The sequence below is a fragment of the Algoriphagus zhangzhouensis genome, assembly GCF_900148515.1.
Lineage (GTDB): Bacteria > Bacteroidota > Bacteroidia > Cytophagales > Cyclobacteriaceae > Algoriphagus > Algoriphagus zhangzhouensis.
Genome location: NZ_FRXN01000007.1, coordinates 91,067 through 115,278 on the forward strand (window position 1 = coordinate 91,067; position 24,212 = coordinate 115,278).

17 protein-coding genes and 1 tRNA gene are annotated in these 24,212 nt (G+C 40.2%); 2 read left to right on the forward strand and 16 right to left on the reverse strand.

From position 1 onward, the window contains the following. The 9 genes from BUF13_RS19810 to BUF13_RS19850 are packed head-to-tail and all read right to left on the reverse strand — an operon-like array spanning position 1 to position 12,246. A complete protein-coding gene (locus tag BUF13_RS19810) occupies positions 1 to 1,077 on the reverse strand; it encodes a COX15/CtaA family protein (protein WP_073573569.1) in 1,077 nt (358 codons plus the stop codon). Then, on the reverse strand, positions 1,061 to 2,944 hold the full coding sequence (locus tag BUF13_RS19815; protein ID WP_073573570.1) for a cytochrome c oxidase subunit I: 1,884 nt from the start codon (positions 2,942 to 2,944) through the stop codon (positions 1,061 to 1,063). Before BUF13_RS19815 ends, BUF13_RS19810 begins: the two co-directional genes overlap by 17 nt. Positions 2,945 to 2,968: 24 nt before the next feature. Further along, positions 2,969 to 3,988, reverse strand: coding sequence for a cytochrome c oxidase subunit II (locus BUF13_RS19820; protein WP_073573571.1), 1,020 nt, complete (start codon positions 3,986 to 3,988; stop codon positions 2,969 to 2,971). Positions 3,989 to 4,010: 22 nt separating this feature from the next. Next, on the reverse strand, positions 4,011 to 5,306 hold the full coding sequence (locus tag BUF13_RS19825) for a quinol:cytochrome C oxidoreductase (protein ID WP_073573572.1): 1,296 nt from the start codon (positions 5,304 to 5,306) through the stop codon (positions 4,011 to 4,013). A gap of 2 nt (positions 5,307 to 5,308) precedes the next feature. After that, a complete protein-coding gene (locus tag BUF13_RS19830; RefSeq protein WP_073573573.1) occupies positions 5,309 to 5,935 on the reverse strand; it encodes a c-type cytochrome in 627 nt (208 codons plus the stop codon). A gap of 10 nt (positions 5,936 to 5,945) precedes the next feature. Further along, complete coding sequence (locus BUF13_RS19835; RefSeq protein WP_073573574.1) at positions 5,946 to 6,479, reverse strand: DUF3341 domain-containing protein; 534 nt, start codon at positions 6,477 to 6,479, stop codon at positions 5,946 to 5,948. Between the two features lie 2 nt (positions 6,480 to 6,481). Continuing rightward, positions 6,482 to 7,846 (reverse strand): NrfD/PsrC family molybdoenzyme membrane anchor subunit, encoded by a 1,365-nt coding sequence (nrfD, locus tag BUF13_RS19840; RefSeq protein ID WP_073573575.1) that lies wholly within the window; start codon positions 7,844 to 7,846, stop codon positions 6,482 to 6,484. A 17-nt stretch (positions 7,847 to 7,863) separates the two neighbouring features. Beyond that, positions 7,864 to 10,947 (reverse strand): TAT-variant-translocated molybdopterin oxidoreductase, encoded by a 3,084-nt coding sequence (locus tag BUF13_RS19845; RefSeq protein ID WP_073573576.1) that lies wholly within the window; start codon positions 10,945 to 10,947, stop codon positions 7,864 to 7,866. Positions 10,948 to 10,983: 36 nt separating this feature from the next. Continuing rightward, positions 10,984 to 12,246 carry a c-type cytochrome gene (locus tag BUF13_RS19850; protein WP_073573577.1) on the reverse strand — a complete coding sequence of 421 codons (1,263 nt, stop codon included), beginning with the start codon at positions 12,244 to 12,246 and terminating at the stop codon, positions 10,984 to 10,986. A 366-nt stretch (positions 12,247 to 12,612) separates the two neighbouring features. Here BUF13_RS19850 and BUF13_RS19855 point away from each other — a divergent pair. Beyond that, a tRNA-Cys gene (locus tag BUF13_RS19855) sits at positions 12,613 to 12,686 on the forward strand. 561 nt (positions 12,687 to 13,247) lie between these two features. Here the strand turns inward: BUF13_RS19855 and BUF13_RS19865 are convergent. The 5 genes from BUF13_RS19865 to BUF13_RS19885 form a co-directional block, all read right to left on the reverse strand. After that, positions 13,248 to 13,826 (reverse strand): hypothetical protein, encoded by a 579-nt coding sequence (locus tag BUF13_RS19865; RefSeq protein ID WP_073573579.1) that lies wholly within the window; start codon positions 13,824 to 13,826, stop codon positions 13,248 to 13,250. Positions 13,827 to 13,850: 24 nt separating this feature from the next. Then, positions 13,851 to 14,441 (reverse strand): hypothetical protein, encoded by a 591-nt coding sequence (locus BUF13_RS19870; protein WP_073573580.1) that lies wholly within the window; start codon positions 14,439 to 14,441, stop codon positions 13,851 to 13,853. A 108-nt stretch (positions 14,442 to 14,549) separates the two neighbouring features. After that, a complete protein-coding gene (gene rpsA / locus BUF13_RS19875; RefSeq protein WP_073573581.1) occupies positions 14,550 to 16,307 on the reverse strand; it encodes a 30S ribosomal protein S1 in 1,758 nt (585 codons plus the stop codon). A 267-nt stretch (positions 16,308 to 16,574) separates the two neighbouring features. Further along, positions 16,575 to 18,011 carry a RagB/SusD family nutrient uptake outer membrane protein gene (locus BUF13_RS19880; protein WP_073573582.1) on the reverse strand — a complete coding sequence of 479 codons (1,437 nt, stop codon included), beginning with the start codon at positions 18,009 to 18,011 and terminating at the stop codon, positions 16,575 to 16,577. Between the two features lie 14 nt (positions 18,012 to 18,025). Beyond that, entirely contained in the window at positions 18,026 to 21,067 is a 3,042-nt protein-coding gene (locus BUF13_RS19885; protein ID WP_166669862.1) for a SusC/RagA family TonB-linked outer membrane protein, read from the reverse strand. 578 nt (positions 21,068 to 21,645) lie between these two features. Between BUF13_RS19885 and BUF13_RS19890 the strand changes: the two genes are divergently transcribed. Continuing rightward, positions 21,646 to 22,149: a nuclear transport factor 2 family protein gene (locus tag BUF13_RS19890; RefSeq protein WP_073573584.1), complete on the forward strand. Its 504-nt coding sequence runs from the start codon at positions 21,646 to 21,648 to the stop codon at positions 22,147 to 22,149. Here BUF13_RS19890 and BUF13_RS19895 read toward each other — a convergent pair. After that, positions 22,146 to 22,814, reverse strand: coding sequence for a DUF2189 domain-containing protein (locus BUF13_RS19895; protein WP_083586534.1), 669 nt, complete (start codon positions 22,812 to 22,814; stop codon positions 22,146 to 22,148). The genes BUF13_RS19890 and BUF13_RS19895 overlap by 4 nt on opposite strands. A gap of 11 nt (positions 22,815 to 22,825) precedes the next feature. Then, complete coding sequence (locus BUF13_RS19900; RefSeq protein ID WP_073573585.1) at positions 22,826 to 24,193, reverse strand: pyridoxal-phosphate dependent enzyme; 1,368 nt, start codon at positions 24,191 to 24,193, stop codon at positions 22,826 to 22,828. Positions 24,194 to 24,212 lie beyond the last annotated feature (19 nt).

The window sequence follows — 24,212 nt, forward strand, 5'->3', positions numbered from 1 at the left end:
TCAATTTGTGTTTAACTTTAATTCTACATGATCCCTTAATTGCATCAACAGAATAAACTGTACTCCGACAATCAATGAACCAAGCAACAGGTGTACAGGCTGAAGGAAGGCTGGAATACCGAAATAAGACAAGCCTATTCCAGAAGCAATTTCCAGTATGATCAATCCGATCAATACCTGAGACCAAAGGTTAATTTGTGATTTCCTACGGGTGTATTTGAAAGCCCAAAAGAAATACAACAAATGAATTCCAAGTAATACTAAGGAGAAAGAACGGTGAATAAGGAAAACAATACCTGTTTTGCTAATCCATTCATCTCTTAACAAATTACCTAGAGAAAATGCGATTTGATCTAATTCTTCTCTTACTTGAGTTCCTAATACTACTTGAACCAACATTAAAATCAGTCCAATGATTAATACCCATCGAAGTTTGGAAGGCACTTCAAACAGATCAGCTTTTTTTCTAATCAGATTTACTGCTCTATGAATAATATAAAGAAGCAATCCAACCTGAAGTAAGGCTAAGATCATATGAAATGTGATCATCCAATGCAGCAGATTGGTAGAAACTACCAAAGAGCCAATCCATCCCTGGAAAAGAACCAAGAACAAGGAAGCAATGGATAAAATCGGAATCCATGGGTCAACTTTCCAAAGAGGAAATGACTTCCATACAGTCCAAATAATAAGCAAACCAATAGCAACACCAACCAATCGGTTTAGATATTCAATCCAAGTTTTTACAGGATTAAATTCTTCTTCGATCAAGATGGATTTGTCGTTAGCTATTTGGTAAGCCAGATCATCAAATCCCAATTTTTCAAGTGTAGCTACAAACCGTTCGTTTTTAGCTATTCTTTTTTGAAGATATATTTCTTGATAGTCATCAGGAAGTTGATCAACACTAGTCGGGGGAACAACGCTCCCAAAACATTTCGGCCAATCAGGACAGCCCATACCCGAACCGGTACTTCTCACTATCCCTCCTACTAAGATCAAGAAATAAACAGCGATCACCGTGATCAAACTTGCACGGCGAAAGCTGTTAATATTATTTTCAGTGATTGGATCCATTTGCTGCCAACACCTCAGATTCTTCCTTCATAATTTCCATTTCTAGCTTCACTTGCTCTTGCTCATGCGGCAAGTTAGATTCAGGTGTAGCAGAAAGAGGAACAGTTTGTGGGATGAAGTCTTCAGCAGCACCTGGCTTAGAATAATCATAAGGCCATCTGTAAACTGTTGGGATTTCTCCAGGCCAGTTTCCGTGTCCAGGATTCACAGGAGTTGTCCACTCCAAAGTATTGGATCTCCAAGGGTTCTGAGTCGCCTTTCTTCCACGATACATGCTGTAGAAGAAGTTGAATACAAAGATGAACTGTGATGCAAATGTAATGATTGCTGCAGCAGACACGAACATATTCAAGTCTGTGTACATGTTGGAGAATTCGAAGTTAGTCCAAGAATAATATCTTCTTGGGAAACCAGCGATACCAATGTAGTGCATTGGGAAGAATACCATGTATACCCCAACGAATGTCAACCAGAAGTGAACATAACCCAATCTAGCATCCATCATTCTACCAAACATTTTAGGGAACCAGTGGTAAACCCCAGCTAGCATACCAAAGAAGGATGCAGATCCCATTACAAGGTGGAAGTGAGCTACTACGAAATAAGTATCGTGCAATTGGATATCAATAGCAGAGTTACCTAGGAAAATACCTGTCAAACCACCAGAGATAAAGAAGGAAACCAAACCAATCGAGAACAACATGGCTGGAGTAAAGATTAAGTTACCTCTCCAAAGAGTAGTCAAATAGTTAAATACTTTTACCGCAGAAGGTACCGCAATGATCAACGTCAAGAACATGAAGATAGATCCCAAGAATGGGTTCATACCTGACACGAACATATGGTGAGCCCATACGATAAAGGATAGGATGGTAATTCCCAACATGGAAATAATCATCGCTTTGTATCCAAAGATAGGCTTTCTAGAATTAGTAGCAATTACTTCAGAAGTGATACCCAAAGCAGGTAACAATACAATGTATACTTCAGGGTGACCTAGGAACCAGAACAAGTGCTGGTACAATACTGGGCTACCACCTGTATTTGGTAATGCTTCACCACCAATGTAGATATCAGATAGGTAGAAAGAAGTACCAAAGCTTCTGTCAAATACCAACAATAAAGCTGCAGAGAATAACACTGGGAAAGACAAAAGACCAATAACGGCAGTCAAAAAGAATGCCCAGATAGTCAATGGAAGTCTAGAGAATGACATCCCTTTAGTTCTCAAGTTGATTACAGTAGTAATGTAATTGATCCCACCCAACAAAGAAGAAGCAATAAAGAAAGTCATCGCAACTAGCCACAAAGTCATACCCAATCCAGAACCTGGAATAGCTTGCTCCAATGCAGATAGTGGCGGGTAAACAACCCATCCCCCACCAGCAGGGCCAGTTTTAATAAATAGGGAGATAAACATGATTACACCGGATACAAAGAACATCCAATAAGAAAGCATGTTCATAAATCCAGAAGCCATATCTCTTGCTCCAATTTGAAGTGGAATCAAGAAGTTGGAGAATGTACCCGACAAACCAGCTGTCAATACAAAGAATACCATGATGGTACCGTGCATTGTAACCAAAGCTAGGTAGAATGTAGGATCTAATTTCCCTGCTTCATCTATCCAACCACCCAAAAGAGGACGAAGGAATTCAAGATTCAAATCAGGAAAACCTAATTGCAATCTGAATAGAATGGAAAGGAAACCACCAATAACAGCCCAGAATATACCTGACACAAGATATTGCTTAGCAATCATCTTATGGTCAGTACTGAAGATGTACTTGGTTACAAAATTATCATGATGCTCATGATCGTGATGATCGTAAGCTGCGTCATGAGTTGCAACAGATGCTGTAGCCATAATTTATAATTTTGTGTTATTCTCTTATTGAACTTCTGCTAATTCTTGAACTTCAGCTTCATATCCAGCAGCAAGCGCTGGATTTGACTGAAGGAAAGTTTGTTGCTCAGCGAACCACTTACGATAAGCTTCTGGTTCTACAACCTCAATTACTTTTCTCATACCATTGTGACCACGGCCACAAATCTCAGTACAAGCGATTTCATAATTAAAGTCAGGATTACCCAATTCTTCTCTCATTTCAGCGGTAGTCTTTGTAGGAACAAACCAGAAACGAGTTGGCATACCAGGTACCGCATCCATTTTCAATCTCATGTGAGGAGCAAATACAGAGTGCAATACATCTCTAGCTCTGATTTTGAAAAGAACAGGTTCTCCTTTAGGGATTACTACAACTGGAGAAGGAAAATCATCTACAGCGTTTTTATCAGTAAAATCAACTCCGGCAGCATTAGTTGGAGTAATCAATCTATAATCATGATCACCCAAAACATTGTCTTTACCAGCGTATCTTACATCCCAAGCAAATTGGTATCCCATTACCTCAATAACATGAGCATTTTCTGGTGCAGGAGCTGTGATATCAGACCATGCCATCCATCCAGAAATCACCAAACCAGCCAATACCACTCCTGGTACTGCAGTCCAGATAATCTCCAACTTATTGTTATCAGGATAGAAAGTTGCTTTTCTGTCTTCCTTATACTGGTATTTGTAAGGGAAGATGAATAAAAGAATGTGAGTGATAATGAAAACCACACCTGTGATTGCCATGGTTACCCAGAACAATCTATCAGTTACAACTCCATGCTCAGAAGCGATAGGCAATTGATAATTGTGGAATTCTTTGATAGAATACCAGAACATCAAAACGCCAGTTCCCAAAAGGAATAGAACAAATAAGATGGCATTCACCTTATTACTTCCAGAAGCGATCTTTTTATCAGAACCCTTTACTACTGATACAAGGGATTGGATTCTATAAACCATCCAGATGATGGAAAGTAGTAAAAGAACCCCAACTGCTATTAGAAATCCGTACATAGTATAAACTTTTCGGCTTTAATTAAATGTGATGATGATAGCTTTCCTCCATCATTGGGTGATTCTTCGGTACCAAGTTTCCTTTAGCCAAAGAGCTCAACACAACGAATGCAAATGAAGCACCATATACTAGAAGCATACCCACTTCCATAAGTCCAATACCACCATTATGACCCAAAGTACCTGGCTGAACCATCAAGAAGAAGTCAACCCAGTGTCCAACGATCAACAAAGAACAAACAACTTTCAAGAAGATGCCATGACGCTTTGCATCACGAGTCATCAACACCAAGAAAGGAAGAACGAAGTTCATGATGATGTTTACAAAGATAAACCCACCATAAATATCACTGGAAAGTCTTTCTACGAAGTAAACAGTCTCTTCAGGAATGTTTGCGTAATAAATCAATAGGAATTGAGAGAACCACAAGTAAGTCCAGAAGATGGAGAAACCAAATACAAACTTACCCATGTCATGGATATGGTTTTCGTTAACCATTTCCAAGTATCCTTTACCCTTCAAGAAGATTGTCAACAAAGTGATCGTAGAAAGACCAGCAACAAACCAAGAAGCGAATACATACCATCCAAACAAGGTAGAGAACCAGTGAGTGTCAATTGACATCACCCAATCCCATGCAGAGATAGAAGAAGATACTGCGAAGAATACCAAGAAGTAAGCAGACCAGCTTCTCATTTTGAACCAATGTGTGTTTCCACCCAATTGATCTTCGTTAGCAGCGATTTGCTTGAATTTGTTAAAGAAGAAAACCCAGAATCCGAAGAAGATCACCATTCTAGCGATATAGAAAACAGGGAAAGTCCCTTTTTCCATAGGCCAGTAGAAGAAAGCTCCTTTTCCATCGATGATGGAATCATATTCTGGAGAAGCTTTATCAAAAAGGTAGCTGTGAGTCCAGTGGAACAAATCATGATTTGCAACGAAGAAAGTTACAATCATCAAAATACCAGCAATTGGAAGCCAATTACCTAAAGAAAGCATGATTCGAGTGATTGGCGCAGACCAACCAGCTTGAGCAGCATATTGAATAGCGAAGAAGAATACACCAATAATCGCGATACCAGTGAAGTATACGTTATTGATCCAAAGGTTAGCGAACAATCTTTCATACCAATGGAAAGCATGTCCTGCAGCCTCAGCACCTTCTTCATGATGACCACCACCGGTCATCGCCAAAATGATTCCAAGCACAAGGATAGCAGCACCAATTCCCAAAACAGTCAAAACTGACTTTTTGATGCTCGCGCTAAAATCAAATTTTTGATCCAAATTATAGTTTTGTACGTCGTGAGCCATGATTACTGCTTCTGAATTACTTGTTTAACATAGTGAACGATCTTCCAACGATTTTCAGGAGTAATCTGAGAACCGTGAGCTCCCATTCTACCTTTTCCTTTAGTAATCACGTGGAAAATATGCCCTTCCGGCAAGTTGATGTATGCTCCACCTGTTAGGTTTGCAACACCACCGATGATTTCACCTACTTTTCCGTCACCTTGTCCTTTTTCACCGTGGCAAGCCACACAATATTGTTCGAACAAAGTCTTTCCTTCTTTCAAAACTTCATCAGAAGAAGGGATAGGATTTTCGATTAGAGCTGCATCCTCCAATTGAAATTGCTTCAATCTGTGAGGTAGCATCCCAGATTTATTTCTAGGAACAGTTCCTTCTACAGGCTCTCTCATATTCATATGATTCGGGTTGTAGACGTTACTGTTAAAGAATTCACCTTTACCATCTTCTCTGGTAGACAACCACTGACCTTGATCTTCATTGACGATCTGAGTCAAAGGTTCGTAGGCTACAGAGTGATACATTTGAGGGGCGTATTCCAAACCCTGGTTGTCTCCTCCGGCTTTACAGCCAGCGAGCATCGCACCAAAAGCGGCAATCCCCAAGATACTTAGTGTTTTAGCAATCTTCATATTTTCAGAATTACTCTTCAAAACTTTTATTATTAACCTCTGTAGCACCAGAAGACTTCAAAATCTCTTTGATCTTGTCTACTTCCAGAGCACTGTTATTAGCGATATCAATTGCCATGATGTGCTTATCATCAGTACTTCTCACATCAAAAATGCGAGGCTGAGCCCAAGGCTTCAAATTGGAGCTGATCATAAACACCCCAACCATACCAAATGCTGCTAGCAATACAGTCAATTCGAAAGTAACAGGAATGAAATCAGGGAAAGCAGCGAAGTCTTTACCACCAATGATCATAGGCCAATCAAATCTCATCATGTAAAACTGCATGGTCAATGCAAGTGTAGTTCCCAACATACCGAAAAGGAACGCTGCAATTGGAAGTCTACTTCTTTTATATCCCAATACATGCTCCAATCCGTGAATAGGATAAGGAGTATATACTTCGTGGATTTTCACTCCACTGGATCTAACCTCTTCGACAGCATGGAGAAGGACATCTTCGTCCTCGTACACTCCAAGAATAAAATGTGTATCTCTTTCCATGATTATTTAGCTGCTTTTTCAGATGAAGATTTCAATACAGACTTCACTTCCGCCATGTTGATTACTGGGAAGAACTTCGCAAACAAGAAGAACAGAGTAAAGAACAAACCAAAAGTAAACAAGTAGACCCCTACGTCAGCCCAAGATGGGTAGAACATCGCCCATGAAGAAGGCAAGAAGTCTCTGTGAAGGGAAGTAACGATAATTACAAATCGTTCGAACCACATACCGATGTTTACTACAATAGACAAAGCGAAAGTAGCCACGATAGAAGTTCTAATTTTCTTGAACCAGAATAGCTGAGGAGAGATTACGTTACAAGTCATCATAGACCAGTAAGCCCACCAGTAAGGTCCAGTTGCACGGTTGATAAATGCGTATTGTTCTGCTTCTACTCCAGAATACCAAGCGATGAAGAATTCTGTGATATAAGCGATACCTACAATAGATCCCGTGATAATAATTACAATGTTCATCAATTCGATGTGGCCCATTGTAATGTAATCTTCTAGCTTAAATACTTTTCTAGTGATGATCATCAAGGTCAATACCATGGCAAAACCTGAGAAAATCGCACCAGCAACGAAGTATGGAGGGAAGATGGTAGTGTGCCATCCAGGGATAACGGATGTAGCAAAGTCAAAGGATACGATCGTGTGAACTGAAAGTACCAATGGAGTTGCCAAACCTGCCAAGATCAAGGATACTGATTCATATCTCATCCAAGTTTTAGCAGCACCATCCCAACCAAATGAAAGCGCACCATAAATAGTTTTTCTCAAACCTGTCGCTCTGTCTCTGATGGTAGCGAAATCTGGGATCAAACCGATATACCAGAATACCAATGAAACTGAGAAGTAAGTAGAGATCGCAAATACGTCCCAAAGAAGCGGAGAGTTAAAGTTTACCCAAAGGGAACCAAAAGTGTTTGGCAATGGAAGAGCCCAATAAGCTCCCAACCAAGGACGACCCATGTGAAGAACTGGGAACATCGCCGCACAAATTACAGCGAAGATGGTCATCGCTTCAGCTGCTCTGTTGATAGAAGTTCTCCACTTCTGTCTGAACAATAGCAATACTGCTGAAATCAATGTACCGGCGTGACCGATACCAACCCACCACACGAAGTTGGTGATATCCCAGGCCCAACCTACTGTTTTGTTCAAACCCCACATCCCGATGCCTTCCCAAACGGTGGCAGCAACGGCGATAAAGCCAATAGCCAAAGTACCTACAGCTGTTAAGAAGGCAAGGAACCAAGCCAATGATGGTTTTCCTTCTACCTGCCGAGACACATCATGTGTCACGTCATGGTAGGTTTTGCCTCCGGTAACTAACGGCTGACGTACGGATGAAGTAACCTGCATAGTTTATAAAATTATGATTACGCTTCGTTTTTCTCTTTATTTCTGATTTTCGTAAAGTACCATACGTTTGGACTCACATTGATTTCCTCCAATACGTGGTATGCTCTTTCCTCATTTACTTCTTTCAAAGCAGAAGTACTGTTGTCTTCTATTTTCAACATTTGAGAAACTTTACTGTTTGGATCATTCATGTCTCCAAATACTAGAGCATCAGTAGGACAAGCCACAGCACAAGCTACATTGACATCTCCATCCTGAACCTTACGCTTTTCACGTTTCGCAGCCAGTTTACCAGCTTGAATACGCTGAACACAAAGTGAACATTTCTCCATCACACCACGTGCTCTGACAGTCACATCTGGGTTCAATACCATTTTACCCAAATCACTGTTTTGAGCTACGTTAACTCCGGCAAAGTCCTTATTGTCATGGTATTTGAACCAGTTGAATCGACGAACTTTGTAAGGACAGTTGTTGGCACAATATCTAGTACCGATACATCTGTTGTAAGTCATTTGGTTAAGACCTTCTGTGGAGTGTGTAGTCGCAGCTACCGGACATACAGTCTCACAAGGAGCATTGTTACAATGCTGACACATCATCGGTTGGAAAGTAACCTCAGGGTTAGTAGATGCTACTTCCATTCCTTCCAAATCATCAGCTGGTGCGTCAGAAGAATAATAACGGTCAATTCTGATCCAAGCCATTTCTCTTCTATTCAACACTTCTTGCTTACCTACAACTGCCACGTTGTTTTCAACTTGACAAGCCACAGAACAAGCAGAACATCCGATACAGGAGTTCATGTCGATAGCCAATCCCCAGTGATGCTGGCTGTATTTGTGCCCACTCCACAAGGAGATCTTGGATGGCTTTATAAATTCACCGTCTTTATAGATTTCAGGCTTATATCTACCAGCAGAAGCATCTTGCTTATATTCTGCCAAAGTAGCTTCCTGAATTACGTTTTCACGTCCCATGAAAGTTTGGTGAGTTTGAGTTCTAGCGATTTTATAAGAATCACCAGTCACTGCAACCTCAACACCTGAAGTAATATCGAAATTAACAAAACCAGCAGAAGCGTCTAGAAGGTCATAAGCATTAACACCTACGCCATCAGCAACTCTACCAGCTTTAGTTCTACCGTAACCCAAAGCCAAACCGAACGTACCGTCTGCCTGACCTGGTTGGATCAAGATTGGAACGATCAAAGACTTTCCGTTTACAGTAATTTGAGCTTTCTGAGTGTTTTCTTCAAACATGGTTACTCCATTGTCAGAAGCCCATTTTTGAGAAACAGTCAAATAGTTATCCCAAGTAGCCTTAGTGATTGGATCTGGCATTTCTTGCAACCAAGGAATGTTTGCAAATGTACCGCTACCAATACCTACTTTGGTATAGATCACTAGTTCAGCAGCAGGGCTAGCAGCAGCGTAAGTTTTACCTACAGCAGCAGCGGCAGCAGCTACATCACCCACAGGAGCAAGAGCTTCAGCAGATTTTTCTAGTTTGTAAACACCATTGTAAAGAGCCTGATCCCAGAATTCCTGGAAGTTTCCACCTGTTTCAGTTTGAGTAAACATACCCGCTTCCCAATTTTGACGAAGGAAATCATAATAGTTTACACCTGCACCTGCCCAAGTCAAGAATGAATCTTGAGCCTGACGAGTGTCAAACAAAGGAGAAATAGTAGGCTGAGAAAGAGAGAAATGACCCAATTTAGGTTCGAAGTCATTCCAAGACTCCAAGAAGTTATGATCTGGAGCTACATATTGTACTAGAGAAGCAGTCTCGTCCAAAGTACCGTTCGTTGCCACACTTACTTTAGCAGCTGCGATACCTTCAGCGATCTCAGCACCTCTTGCAAAATCATAAACCGGGTTACAGTTGTAGAATACAACTCCACCAACTCTACCGCCTTTCAAATCAGAAACAAATTGATTCATTTTAGAATCGTCACCTTTTCTGAAATTAGCAGGAGTAGCGAAATCAACAGTAACGCCATTGTTACCCAACAATTCGTTGATTGCGTGAATTACAACCTGAACGTTAGGATCATTGGAGCCTGAAACTACCAAAGACGCTCCTTTAGAAGCCCAAAGGTCATTTGCAGCCATTTCCAAATGTGCAATTTCAACAGCAGGAGCAGATACAGTAGCAGCACCGGCTTTCTTTGCAATTGCATTATATAAAGCCAAAACAGCCAATCCGCTTTGAGAAGCTTTGATTGGAGTTCTGTAGTCAGCGTTAGCACCAGCAAGAGACAAGTTAGACTCAAACTGATAATGACGAGACATTACAGGCTTTTCTTTAGAAATTTTTCTAGTCTTTGCATATTGACCAGCAAATTCAATTGGAGAAATCCAAGTTCCCAGGAAGTCAGCTCCGAAAGAAACGATTGTGTTTGCTTTGTCAAATGAATAGGAAGGAAGAACAGCAGCTCCGTAATAAGTTTCGGAAGCCTTTGTGATACCATAGTTAGAGATTGGGTCATACATGATCACCTCAGCTCCACCTACTGCTTCAGAAAGCAGATTCAAAGACTCCAAAGTACTTGGAGAAAGAATGGTATTTGCTACAATCTTCACATTTCCAGCAGCAGCCAATTTAGATTTAACTTCGGCATCCAAAGTTTTCCAATCAGTCTTTTGTCCAGCAGCCATAGGGCCGGTTAGACGCTGCTTATCATAAAGAGAAAGTACAGACGCCTCTACGATAGCGTTTACTTTACCTTTATTAATAGGAGAAAGATCGTTACCATCGATTTTGATAGGACGACCTTCTCTTGTTTTCACAACCACAGAAGCGTAATCACCTCCGGATGTAAAAGTTGATGCGTAATAGTTAGGGATAGATGGGTTAACATCTACTGGCTTATTCACATAAGGAATAGCTTTTCTGACAGGAGCCTCACAAGCTGCCAAAGAAGCAGCTGCTAAGCTAAAGCCCATTAATTTTAGAAAATCCCTTCTGGAAGCACTGCCATCCTCGCCCAATGCGGAAGGAAGCTCAGGAAATTCCCTGTCGGCATGCTTTACAAACTCTGGATCGTTGTTGAGCTGCTCAAGCCCTTTCCAGTATGTTTTTTTATTTTCCTTCATTGTATGATCTAGGAATGAATTTGCGAAATGAATGAATTAATAGTGGCACTTAGCACATTCCAAACCTCCGATGTCTTTCACTTTCAAAGCATCTTTAGAGTCTGAGTGCAATTGAACCAATTTGTCATAGTACTCATTGCCCTGAGAATTGATCTCAGTATTTCTATGGCAATCAATACACCAGCCCATGGTCAAAGCCGAATGTTGCCTTACCACTTCCATTTCCTGAATTGGACCATGACAGGTCTGACATTCAATTCCTCCCACTTTCACGTGCTGTGAGTGGTTGAAATATGCCAAATCAGGAAGGTTGTGTACACGTACCCATTCAATTGGTTTATTATTATCTACCGCATCGTAGATTTTCTGAATTTCTGGAGAGATACCATCTTTTCCTTGAACATTCTGAACGTGCGTGTGACAGTTCATACAAATGTTTGGAGATGGAATGTTTGCAGATCGGCCGATCTCAACACCAGTATGGCAATACTGACACTGGATCTCTAAGGTACCTGCATGCAATGCGTGAGAGTAAGCGATCGGCTGAGTTGGAGCATATCCTTGCTGAACACCAACAGAATACAATCCGTCAATTGCTGTTTTAGCAACCAATGCAATAACCAATGCTGTTACAATGATTACGAATCCATCGCTTTTCAAAAGTTTACCTAACTCAAATTTCTGAGAAACAAACTCTTTGTCGTCAGCATCAAGATCTTGCTTATTGATGTACTTGGTCAAGACTGAGATAATCAATCCCAATACAATCAGGATCAATAACAACACAATCACAAGAACAACAACGATCACTGTCAAGTATTCGGTAGGAATACCTCCACCAGCAGCAACAGCACCTTCACCTCCTGCAGCTGTAGCAGCAGCAGCGGCTGGATCAACCTTATCACCAAATTCGATGTAAGAAAGAAGATTGTTCAAATCATCATCAGACAAGAAAGTGTGCGCAGGCATCACCGTGTTGTTGAACTCGGCAAACAATGCAGTTGCATACTCATCACCTGAAGCAATGACTGCAGAAGAGTTTTTGATAAAGCTCTTTGCCCATTCAGCGGATTGTCTATCAGTGACACCTCTAAGGGCTGGACCAATCATCTTTTGATCCAGTTTGTGGCAGGTTTTACAATTCGCGTTGAAGACTGATTTACCTGCTGCAATTGCTTCGTCGCTTTCGACTACTGCCGGATCTGCAGCAAAAACCTGCGTACCGATCAAGAAGAAAAACAGCACTGCCAGCGTGTGGAAATTCAATCGAACCCCTACTAACGAGCGTTTGGATAACATATTATAGCTAATTAAATAGTTTAACCGGTTTTAAATAACCCCTGCAAAGGTAGTACCCGGGGTTTATTTTTCAAACAAGAGATAATTTGGAATGACAAATCAAAAGGAATTCTAAATAAGCCCCTATTTTACTGATATTCAACTTTTTAAATAGATTAATATTCTAACTTATTTATTTAGAATCTTTATAAATAGAGGTGGCTTTGTGTCATTTTGGTACAGTTTGAAAAATCAAGAAAAACCTAAGTTTTTTTTTACCGTTCAAACAAAACTTGGCAGAAATAAATATCCGATTTTGCGAAAAAATCTCGATTCCATTTTTGCTTCAGAACCATTAATTCCTACATTTGCATTCCGATTTCAACGGGTCGCGTGGCCGAGCGGCTAGGCAGAGGTCTGCAAAACCTTGTACAGCGGTTCGAATCCGCTCGCGACCTCCATTTAAAAGCATCCTTCAAAGGGTGCTTTTTTTTATTTCAGCCCAATTCTTCTTCAAAAAACCTTGGACAGCAGTTCGAACCTTCCTTGGAAGCATTGCTTGCCTGCTGAAGGCAGGTCCGCTATCGCGACCTCTATATAAAAGCATCCGTAAAGGGTGCTTTTTTTTATTTCAACCCAATTCTTCTTTAAAAAACCTTGGACAGCAGTTCGAACCTTCCTTGCAAACGTTGTTTGCCTGCTGAAGGCAGGTCCGCTATCGCGACCTCCATTTAAAAGTATCCTATAAAGGGTGCTTTTTTTTATTTCAACCCAATTCTTCTTCAAAAAACCTTGGACAGCAGTTCGAACCTTCCTTGGAAGCCTTGCTATTTTTCCGAATGTAGACCTTCTATCTCATCCTTTATCAAAGCGATCCCTAAAATCAGGCATTAAAATAAAACCAGAATTGATCCGTGGAGACACGGATATGGGCTGTTGGGATGATTTTCTTCGATCATCTACTTATAGAAACAAAAAAGCATCTTTAAAAAGATGCCATTTGATATTAGTTTCGTCAATTTCTATTTGATTTGATAAGCGACTTCGAACCTCAATCCAAATTCCATTACATTTCTTTTGCGACTTGGAAAATCATAAAGAATCACTCCATGTCTTTTGAAATTTGGAATTAGTGCAAAACGGATTCGGTCTACCTGATACTTTCCTCCTACACCAATTTGATACCCGATCCCGCTTTGATTTAAATAATCACTATCAGAAAGCTGAAAATCAAAAACGGGTCCAGCTGTGACAAAGCCAAAAGGGAGGAATGAATAGCTTCCTAAGACTGGGATAGACAATAATGAGAAGTCCTCCGTTCTTACCGGTAAATCCAAACCCGGAGCAGGAGTGATAATATGGTCTGCTTTAGCAGAATAGATCCCCGTATGCAATTCCCATTTTTCATTCCAGGATTTGGAAAAATTCAAACCAAGAACCCGATATTTCTGAAGGTCAAGACTTGCTCCTCCGTATGTCTCAGATTGATCAACTAGTGCACTTGAAATCTCCACATGAGTTCCAACTCTCAAAGAAGATTGAGCAATGGAAATTGACAAAGCCAAAAAGAAAGAAGCAGCTATGAGAAAAGTCTTTTTCACATCAACTAAAATTAAAAGAACAGCTTATTTACTTCCTAACTGGTAAGCCATTCCAAATTGAATCCCAGAAAGTCCCACTCTTCCATTGACGTCCAATTTGTCACCTCCGAAAGCTCTGTGCATTTTCACATTGGGCATTATGGTAAACCTTACTCTACCTGTTTGATAATGACCACCAATTCCACCTTGGAAACCAACACCAGATTGATCAAAAGAACTATCCCTTTCCCCAAAATCAAAAACAGGTCCTGCAGCTATAAAAACAAATGGTAATGGGTAAAACTTCATTTGAACCGGGATGGAGTAAATAGAAATATCTGCATAAGAATGGGGTTCAACCCCTTCTCCATAATCTGCATTGATCATCACCTCACCAGATCCATGGATCAAGCCACTTTGGACCTCCCATTTTCTCCCAATTCGTTTAGCTACTGAAACCCCAACTTCCTGGAAATATTTTTTAGCATAAAAAGCAGAACCACAAGCCATAGGGCTTGAATCCACCAATTCAGCCCTATTGGCTCCATAAGATACGCCAGCCATGAAAGGATTTTGAGCAAAAGTAATCCCTGAAGAGATAAAAAAAACAAACAATAAGGTGTATAGGTTTTTCATAGAATAAAATTTAGGTTTTAAGTAATACGAATCCAAATCCCATATTGCTACAAACAAAAAACGCCGACATTTCTGTCGGCGCTTCCTTTATTATCGATTAGAAAAGAATTACTTCTTTCCTTCCATTTTCTCTTTCAATTCTGCCAAAGCATCCAAGTCACCTAGAGTAGACTTCTCTGCTGGAGAGTTGTCAGCTGCATCTTCCTTCTTCTTCACCGCTTTCTTAGCAGGCTTGATTTCTTCACGGAACATTGCAGTGTGAGACATAACGATTCTCTTATCATCTTTAGAGAATTCAGCTACTTTGAAGTCCAAAGACTCACCAACCTCAACTTGAGATCCGTCTTCTTTCTCCAAGTTTTTAGAAGTAGCAAATCCTTCTAGACCGTAAGGAAGTTCCAATACTGCACCTTTGTCGTTTTTAGAAACAACAGTACACTTATGAACAGATCCTACAGGGAATACAGATTCGAAAGTATCCCAAGGATTTTCTTCCAATTGCTTATGACCTAGAGCCAATCTTCTGTTTTCAACGTCAAGTTCCAAAACAGCTACTTCTAGCTCGTCTCCAACTTTAACAAACTCAGATGGGTGCTTGATTTTCTTAGTCCAAGAAAGGTCAGATACGTGAACCAAACCATCAATACCTTCTTCCAATTCAAGGAACAAGCCGAAGTTAGTCAAGTTACGAACCACACCTTTGTGCTTAGTACCCACAGCGTACTTAGTACCCATATCTTCCTTAGTCCAAGGATCTTCGGTCAATTGCTTGATACCCAAAGACATTTTTCTGTCATCCTTGTCCAAAGTCAATACTACAGCTTCGATTTCGTCTCCTACTTTCACGAAGTCTGCAGGGTTTCTCAAGTGCTGAGACCAGCTCATTTCAGAAACGTGGATCAAACCTTCTACACCTGGAGCCAATTCCAAGAACGCACCGTAGTCAGCTACGTTTACGATCTTACCTTGTACTTTGGATCCAACTTCCAAGTTGCCAGCCAAAGAATCCCAAGGATGAGCAGTCAACTGCTTCATACCCAAAGAAATTCTCTTCTTGTCATCATCAAAGTCAAGAACAACGATCTGAACTTTCTGATCAAGCTGCAATACCTCTTCTGGATGGTTGATACGTCCCCAAGAGATGTCTGTGATGTGAAGTAGACCATCTACACCACCCAAATCGATGAATACACCGAAGTTGGTCATGTTCTTGATCACACCTTCCAAAACTTGACCTTTCTCTAGGTTGTTTAGGATCTCTGCTTTTTGCTTCTCGAGATCTTTCTCGATCAACACTTTGTGAGAAACGACTACGTTATCGTTAGCGTGGTTGATTTTCACCACTTTCACTTCCATTTTCTTACCTACATAGATATCGAAATCTCTGATAGGCTTCACATCGATCTGAGAACCTGGCAAGAAGGCTTCTACACCGTAGATATCTACGATCAAACCACCTTTGGTTCTTCTCTTCACAAGACCTTCGATTACGCTATCATTTTCAAATGCGCTCTCGATATCCTGCCAAGCACGAACGATTTTTGCTTTTTTACGGGAAAGGATCAACTGACCCAAAGCATTCTCCTGCTCTTCGATGAATACTTCTACTTCGTCACCAGGCTTGATTGATTCCAAATCACGGAATTCGTTCAATGGTACCAAACCGTCGGATTTGAAACCGATGTTGATGATCACGTCCTTGTCGTTCACACCTACTACAGTTCCTTTGATCACTTCTTTCTCAGTGATCTCGTTCAATGTACCTTCGTACATTTGAGCCATTTCCTCACGTTGCGCTTTGGAATAGCCTTCTCCGAATCCTTTGGTTTCGAAGTTTTCCCAGTTAAAATCTGAATTATTAGACATAATAGTGATAACCCTGAATTCCCATCAGTCAGCGGGTCAGTCGACTGCGGGTTTTTAGTTGTAAATCAATGCTTTAGGACTACCCAAAACACTCCGCTCACCCGAACGGACTGCAAAGGTACTGATTTTCTGCGATTTCTAGAAAACTCCATTAAAAATTCTAAGAATTTATCCTCAATAAGAACTCTCCCGAATTATCTTCTCATTAAACACAAAAAAGCCCTCCAATAAAATTGAAGGGCTTTTTAATTTCCAAACTGGATTAAATTACCAATTCGGGTTTTGAGGCAATAGATTGGGATTGATATTAATCTCTGCTTGTGGAACTGGCCACATCAAAAGCTTTTCATCAAAAACTCGCTCATGGGAAGGCACACTCTTTACACTTTCCATAGCCTCTTTCAAATCTTCAGCACCATATCTTAACAGGTCAAAGTAATGATGGCCTTCAAATGCCAACTCTACTCTTCTTTCTCTTTTGATAGCCTCTCTCATTTCTTCTTGAGAAAGTCCTTCAGGTAGATTCTCCAAAGTTGCACGATTACGGATTTTGTTTACCGCATCGTATGCAATAGAAGTTGGTCCATTTAATTCATTCTCAGCTTCCGCTATTGTCAATATAATTTCAGCATATCGAAGAACGACGAAATTCGCATCACCATCTCCAGTCACCATTTCATCAGGAATTACTCCTTTGATCGCAGCGTATCCCGTCGGAGTCCTTACTCCTGAGAAAGCAATACCTGCAAACTCCTGCCCATCTTGAAGAACAGTTGCATCTTTTCTGATATCACCTTCTTCAAAAAAGTCAACAAACTCCTGAATCGGATGGTAAGATCCTGCACCAAAAGCTGGTATTGCTCCAGAGCTTGAATTGAAAGAACTACCAACACCATTGGTTCCGGTATTTCCTAAAAACTGAACTTCGAAAATTGATTCGGTGGAGTTATTCTCCTGACTTGGCAAGAACATAGAAGCAAAGTTTTCAGTAGCCAATAAATCGTAACCAAGTGATGTAACCTGATTTGCAGCAGCAATAGCTTCAGCATACTCCTTATTATATAGATGAACTCTTGCTTTCAATGCCAATGCTGCACCTTTGGTAGCTCTGCCCATTTCAGAACTTCCATAAGCTTCCGGAAGACTGGAAGCCGCACTTTCCAAATCACTTTTTATTAAATCCAAAACAGCTGATTTTGGATCGCGGGGTACCAAAGACTCTTCAATAGTTTGTTCTGAAATTACCAAAGGAACATTACCATAAAGATTGGTCAAATGGAAATAAAACAAAGCTCTCAAAAACTTCGCTTCACCGATCACTCTAGCTTTCAATGTCTCATCCATTGTGATAGCCGGCACATTCAAAATCACTTCATTGGCACGAACGATACCTTCATATGATTTTTTCCAAATATTTCTCGGCCATACACTTGATGCATCAAACCCTCTTCCTTCACTAATCTCTAAATAATAGCTAAAAGAATATTGGGAATAGGCATTGTCAGCTATCGCATCAGTATGTCTCATAAACTCCCGATACATATGGTTATCTGCCAATACATTGTATACACCATTGATGCCTAAGATTGCATCATCTCCAGTTGCCCAAAACTGAGGGGCACCGATTGAATTGAGCGGATATCGCTCCAGGTCTGCACATCCCAAAGTAAGAATGAGCATGAATAGTCCTATATATTTTTTCATTTTGATTTTTGGGATTAGAATGAAACATTAAGTCCCATGGTAAATGACTTGGCTTGTGGGTAGCTATCATTTACATTATTAAAGGTCTGAGCATCTTCTGGGTCAAATCCATCTACGAATTTTGTGAAAGTCAACAAGTTTTGACCAGACACATATACTCTCAAATTTGAAAGACCAATATTCTGAGTTAATTCATTCGGGAAAGCATAACCCAATTCGATATGCTTCATTCTCAAATAAGAAGCATCCAAAATCGCGTTAGACAATGCAGGTCCTACGAAAAGGGAAGTGTTGTACTTGTAATTAGTTGCAACTCTAGACACATCCGTATTTGGATTTTCAGGAGTCCAACGATCCAGGAATCGCTCCGTTAGGTTTTCATACCCTCTTAGACCATCTGTCCCGTATACACCATTCTCGACATCTCTACCCAAAACTCCTTGGAATAATACTCGGAAGTTGAACCCTTTGTAGTTTGCAGTCCAAGTTGTACCAAAGGTGTTTCTGATATTTGGGTTACCGATAATCACCCGGTCAGCAGCATTCACTACACCATTTCCATCGGTATCTTCATAGATATAATCACCAGCAGATGCAGCTGATCCAGCAGGCTGTACTCCATACTTGTCAGTATCTTGAGCCTCAGCATCCGATTGGAAAATCCCAATAATTCTATGACCATAGAATGAGTTAATCGGATAGCCTTCTTTGGTCAATACTTTATTTGAAGACAAGAATTCACTATCCAGCTTTAGCACCTTATTGTCATTATGGGACCAGTTGGCAGAGATGCTGTATTCGAAGTCATCTCCAGCCATACCATAGTAATTCAAAGACAACTCATAACCTCTGTTTTCTACTTCTCCTTGATTTTGAACAGGCGGAGAAAGATTTCCTAGAGTTGCCGAAATCGGTGGGCTCAAAAGGACATTCTTCGATTTTCTCACATAGTAATCTGCAGTCAAAGAAAGTTTGTAATCAAAAAGGACCGCATCTAATCCGATATCGGTTGTTTCTGTGGTCTCCCATCTCACATTAGGGTTAGCCATTGCAATAGCTGCTCCGCCACTTACTAATGAGTTTCCGAAAACATAAGGCTGATCCAAGTTGATGGTAGAAACACTGGAGTAGTTACCAATATTCTGATTACCTAATTGTCCCCAACTCCCTCTGAACTTGAATTCATTGATATCGCTTAGATCTTTCATAAATTCTTCTTTGGCCATATTCCAACCCAAAGAGAATGATGGGAAAACCCCATATCTATTATTAGCGCCAAATCGCGAAGAACCATCATATCTGACATTCATTTCTGCCAGATATTTTCCTTCATAATCATAGTTTACTCTTCCAAAAAGTGATTCCAATGCCCATTCACTGGCACTTCCAGAAACACTTGGATTCAAGGTCGCCGCGTCCAATTCTGTCAACAAATTGCTGTTGTAGCCTTGATTTGAGGCTGCCAAGTAATCGGAACGGAAACTCTGACTAGTATACCCTATCAATCCAGATAAATGAGATTTTCCAATCGACTTTTGGTATCTACCTGTCATTTCGAAAGTTGAAGTAGTGCTCAATAGATCACTTTCCATATAACTTCCCAAACCGTTTGATGAGAATACATTTACTCCGTCAGAAACGGTCATTTTGGATCTAAACTGGCTTTGCTTTCTATCCTGAACGTAAACCGATCCATTGGCTTTGAACACCAAGTCTTTTACTGGCTCGACTTCCAAATACACATTTGGAGTCGCTCTATAATATTTGGTATTGTTCTTACCACCATATTTTGCCAATCCGATTGGGTGAATACCTGTAGAGGTTCTTCCTACCAAAGCTGCATTTCCGGCAGAAACGTAGCCGTTTTCATAAGTCATAGGATTGAGAGGAGTTCTTCTGATCATGTCTCTGACCAACTGGGTAACTCCATAACCACTATAATTTGGCTCATTGCTATCTGTCAAACTTCCAGAAATATTGAACCCTGCTCTTACTTTATCAGAAATCTTTGAATCAATATTGGATCTGAAATTATATCTCTTGGAATTGGTCTCGATCACAATACCTTCCTGATCTTGATAACCCACAGAGAAAAGATATTTCGTGTTTTCAGTGCCACCATTGACAGATAGGTAATAGTTCTGAAGTGGAGCGCCATTGACATATCCTTGCTCAAAAAGTGTAGGTCCGCTATAATACCTTGAATCATCACCATTTTTGAAAAGCTCTAATTCTTCAGCAGTATAAACTTCATTTAAACCCACATTGGTTTGCGCCTCATTTTTCAATCTTGCGAAATCATAAGAGCTTAGCATTTTCGGGGTTGTTGTAGGGCTTTGGAAGGCGATATAAGAATCAAAATTCACTTTTGCTTTTCCTGACTTTCCTCTTTTGGTTGTCACCAAAATCACCCCATTCGCTGCTCTAGCTCCATAAATTGCCGCCGATGCAGCGTCTTTCAATACTGAAAAACTTTCAATATCATTTGGATGCACATCATTTAAAGTAGATTGAACTCCATCTACCAAAACTAATGGAGCAGAATCGTCTGTTTGAGAGCCTGCGCTAGTTCTCACAGTACCAATACCACGAATCTGAATAGTCGGGTTATCATTTCCTGGCTGACCAGAGCCTTGAATCAATTGGACACCAGAAACTCTACCCGATAGTGCATTGGCAGCACTGGTTACTGACTGACTTCCGATATCCTCAGTCGACAAAGTACCGATTGCTCCAGTCAAGTCAGATTTCTTTTGAGTACCATAGGCTACTACAACGACCTCACCCAATTGCTCACCTGCAAGGGTAACATCGATAGTTGATCTATTTCCAACCACTTCCTCAACAGACTGATATCCTACAAAACTGAATACCAAAGTTGAATTCTTGTCTGCATTGATGACATAATTGCCATCTACATCTGTCACTGTTCCACGAACAGTGCCTTTCACCAGGATATTTGCCCCAGGAAGGGGTTCTCCCGAATCTCCGTCTAATACCTTCCCTTTAATAGTGACGTCTTGCGCAAATGCAAACGTTGCTATTAAAAGAAACATAAAGACCGTCATAAGTTTCTTCATAAGCTTAATAGGTAATTAATAATTGATTTTCCTTTCAAAAGCTCAATCATCACTCTCTTGCCACATAAAGCCACCTCCTCAGAATACGATATAGAATTAGAGAATCAAGGATAAAAAACAACCCTCAAAAGCTTCAAATAGAAGAAAAATGCGAAATCTTGCTTTTTGAATAAGCTTCCAATATAAGGTTTTAGTCCCTTTGATCTAATTTATTTAGTGCAAATGCCCTTATTAAATTTTTAAAAACCTGTAGATCAAGCACTTTAATTTTATTCAAACAAAAAATCTCCATATAAACGGTAAGGAGGAATAAAAACACTTTAAGTCTATGCGCTTAAACCAAATAATAAAAAAGCCCCATTTCCATTATGAATGAAAATTGGGGCTTTGCAAGCAAAGAGTTAAAGGATAATTTCGAACTCGAATATAGAAAATTATTCTGATTGAAGAGTAATCATAGACATACTCTCAAGATAGTACAGGACAAGTCATTAATGGTTATTTTTTAATTAGGTGAGATCATTCTCTCTAATTAATTATTTCTCAAACCCATTATGACTACATCCAACCCTTTCTCCTATTTCTTGACATTCCTCTTTCTTATTTGCTTTTGGGTTTCTATTCAAATCTCCTATGCACAAAAAACCAAAAAGCTCAAAGCAGATGATTACACAGAAATCCTACAGCTCTATTTTACTTACCCAATAGTCTTGGATAGTGGAGACGGAGAAGCATTTGCTGATTTGTTCACCGAGGACGGTGCATTTGGAGACAAGGTAATTGGAAGACAAGCACTGATCGAGTTCGCTACAAGAGAACCAAGAAATATCCGCCATGCACCTTTGACTCCTTTAATTGTACCGACAGAGACAGGAGCTAAAGGAATCGTAGTTAATTTATTCGTTGATGTAAGTGAAAGTCCTGCCCAAATAACTCGGATTTCACAATACACCGACACGCTTGTAAAAACCTCCAAGGGATGGAAGTTTAAATCGAGAGTTAATGGAACTGCAGATCTGAGAGACCCAAAATCAACTTTATATCAGGAAATCAATTAAAATTGACTGGTGGGTAGAGAGTTTTCAGGCTCATCTTCAATCAACAAATCTCCTGTCAATTCCTCAAAGGCAGCATATACAGCCATATAGCTAAATGGTCCTGATACCAAAAAGCCTACTCCTAAGAATAATAGCCCAATGATATTGATCACCACTAAAAGGAGAACAAAAGCAAAAAATCTCCACCAAACTTTGGTGATTAATTTCCTGCTCAATTCCATCGATGTCCAAAACTCAGTCCCCGCAAATAGAACGAAAGGCATAGCAAAAGCATACGCAACACCTAGATAAATCCCTGGAATTATGAGTGCTATTACTCCCAAAACTGTAATAATCCCTGAAATGATATTGACTGAAACTACAGGAAGCCAAAATTTAAAACCATCAAAACAATCCTGGAACTCTACCCGCTCATTTCGACTGATTTTATTAGCGACTAAATAAAAGCCTGCCGTCAAGGGAGGTGCAACCAGAATACTCACAATACTTGAAAAGTCCTCCAAGAAATAGGTTGCTCCAAATTGCACAATTGCTACTATCAAGAAATAGGCGATAAGAATTAAAGGTTGGGCTTTGAAAAGCTCCCAACCTCTTTTGAGTGCCGTATCAATATCAAATTGAATCGGGGAATTGAGCAGACGCTCAACCTTTCTCGGATTGATCAATGTGTGTTAAATTAATTGGTAAACGCTTCTAAAATATCATGTTTGGTGATAATATGAATTTGGTCTTTTTCATCTCTCACCAACACAGCTTTTTCTTTTTCAATCATGGATGAAAGCACATCCAAAGTACTATCTCTTGCCACAAATGTCATTGAACTTTCCATCACCTCTTCCACTCCTGCATCTTTTAGGCTTGGATTTTCGATGATTTTAGAAAGCAATTTGGTATCAGTTAAGCTTCCTACCACCTCATCGCCATCCATGACTGGAATCTGCGAAACAGAAGTTTTATTCATCAAGCCGATAGCTTCTTTCACAGAATCTGATTTCTTGACCGAAACCAAGGAATAGTTCGCTGGTCTTTTGGAGATAATATCTTTTGCTGTGGAGTAGGACTTACCTTCTAAGAAACCATGGTTTCTCATCCAATCATCATTATAGACTTTACCTAAATAGCGAGTTCCATGATCTGGTAAGATAATCACCATCACATCTCCTTCTTTCAGGTTTTCCTTTGCATATTCTAATGCTCCATGAACAGCCGATCCACAGGACCAACCCACAAAAAGGCCTTCTTCTCTAGCCAATCGGCGTGTCATCACAGCTGCATCTTTGTCAGTGACTTTGATGAAATGGTCGATGACATCGAAATTGACATTCTTGGGTAAGATATCTTCTCCAATACCTTCGGTCAGATAGGGATAAACTTCCTTTTCGTCAAAAATCCCAGTCTCCTTATATTTTTTAAATACAGATCCATATGTATCGATACCCACAGAAACGATGTCTGGATTTTGCTCTTTCAAGTAGGTAGCCGTTCCACACATAGATCCACCTGTTCCTACACCAGCGGCATAATGTGTGATTTTCCTTTCAGTATCATTCCAGATTTCAGGCCCGGTAGTTTCATAGTGAGCCGCCGTATTGGATAAGTTATCGTATTGGTTTGGATAAAAAGAATTGGGAATATCCTTATTCAATTTTCTCGCAACAGAATAATAAGACCGTGGATCCTCAGGTGAAACGTTGGTTGGACAAACAATCACCTCAGCGCCAACCGCTTTCAAAATATCGATTTTCTCCTTGGACTGCTTGTCTGCCATTGTGAAGATACATTTGTATCCTTTGGCAACTGCTGCCAATGCCAGCCCCATTCCGGTATTTCCACTTGTACCTTCTATGATCGTACCTCCAGGCTTCAAAATCCCGGCTTTTTCGGCATCTTCCACCATTTTGATAGCCATCCTGTCTTTCATGGAATTGCCCGGGTTGAAGTATTCAACTTTTACCAGAACTTCTCCCTTGATGTCTTTGGAAAGCTTATTCAATCGAATCATGGGAGTATTCCCAATGGTTTCTATGATAGAGTTGTAGATCATAATTGGTTATTTATGGTTC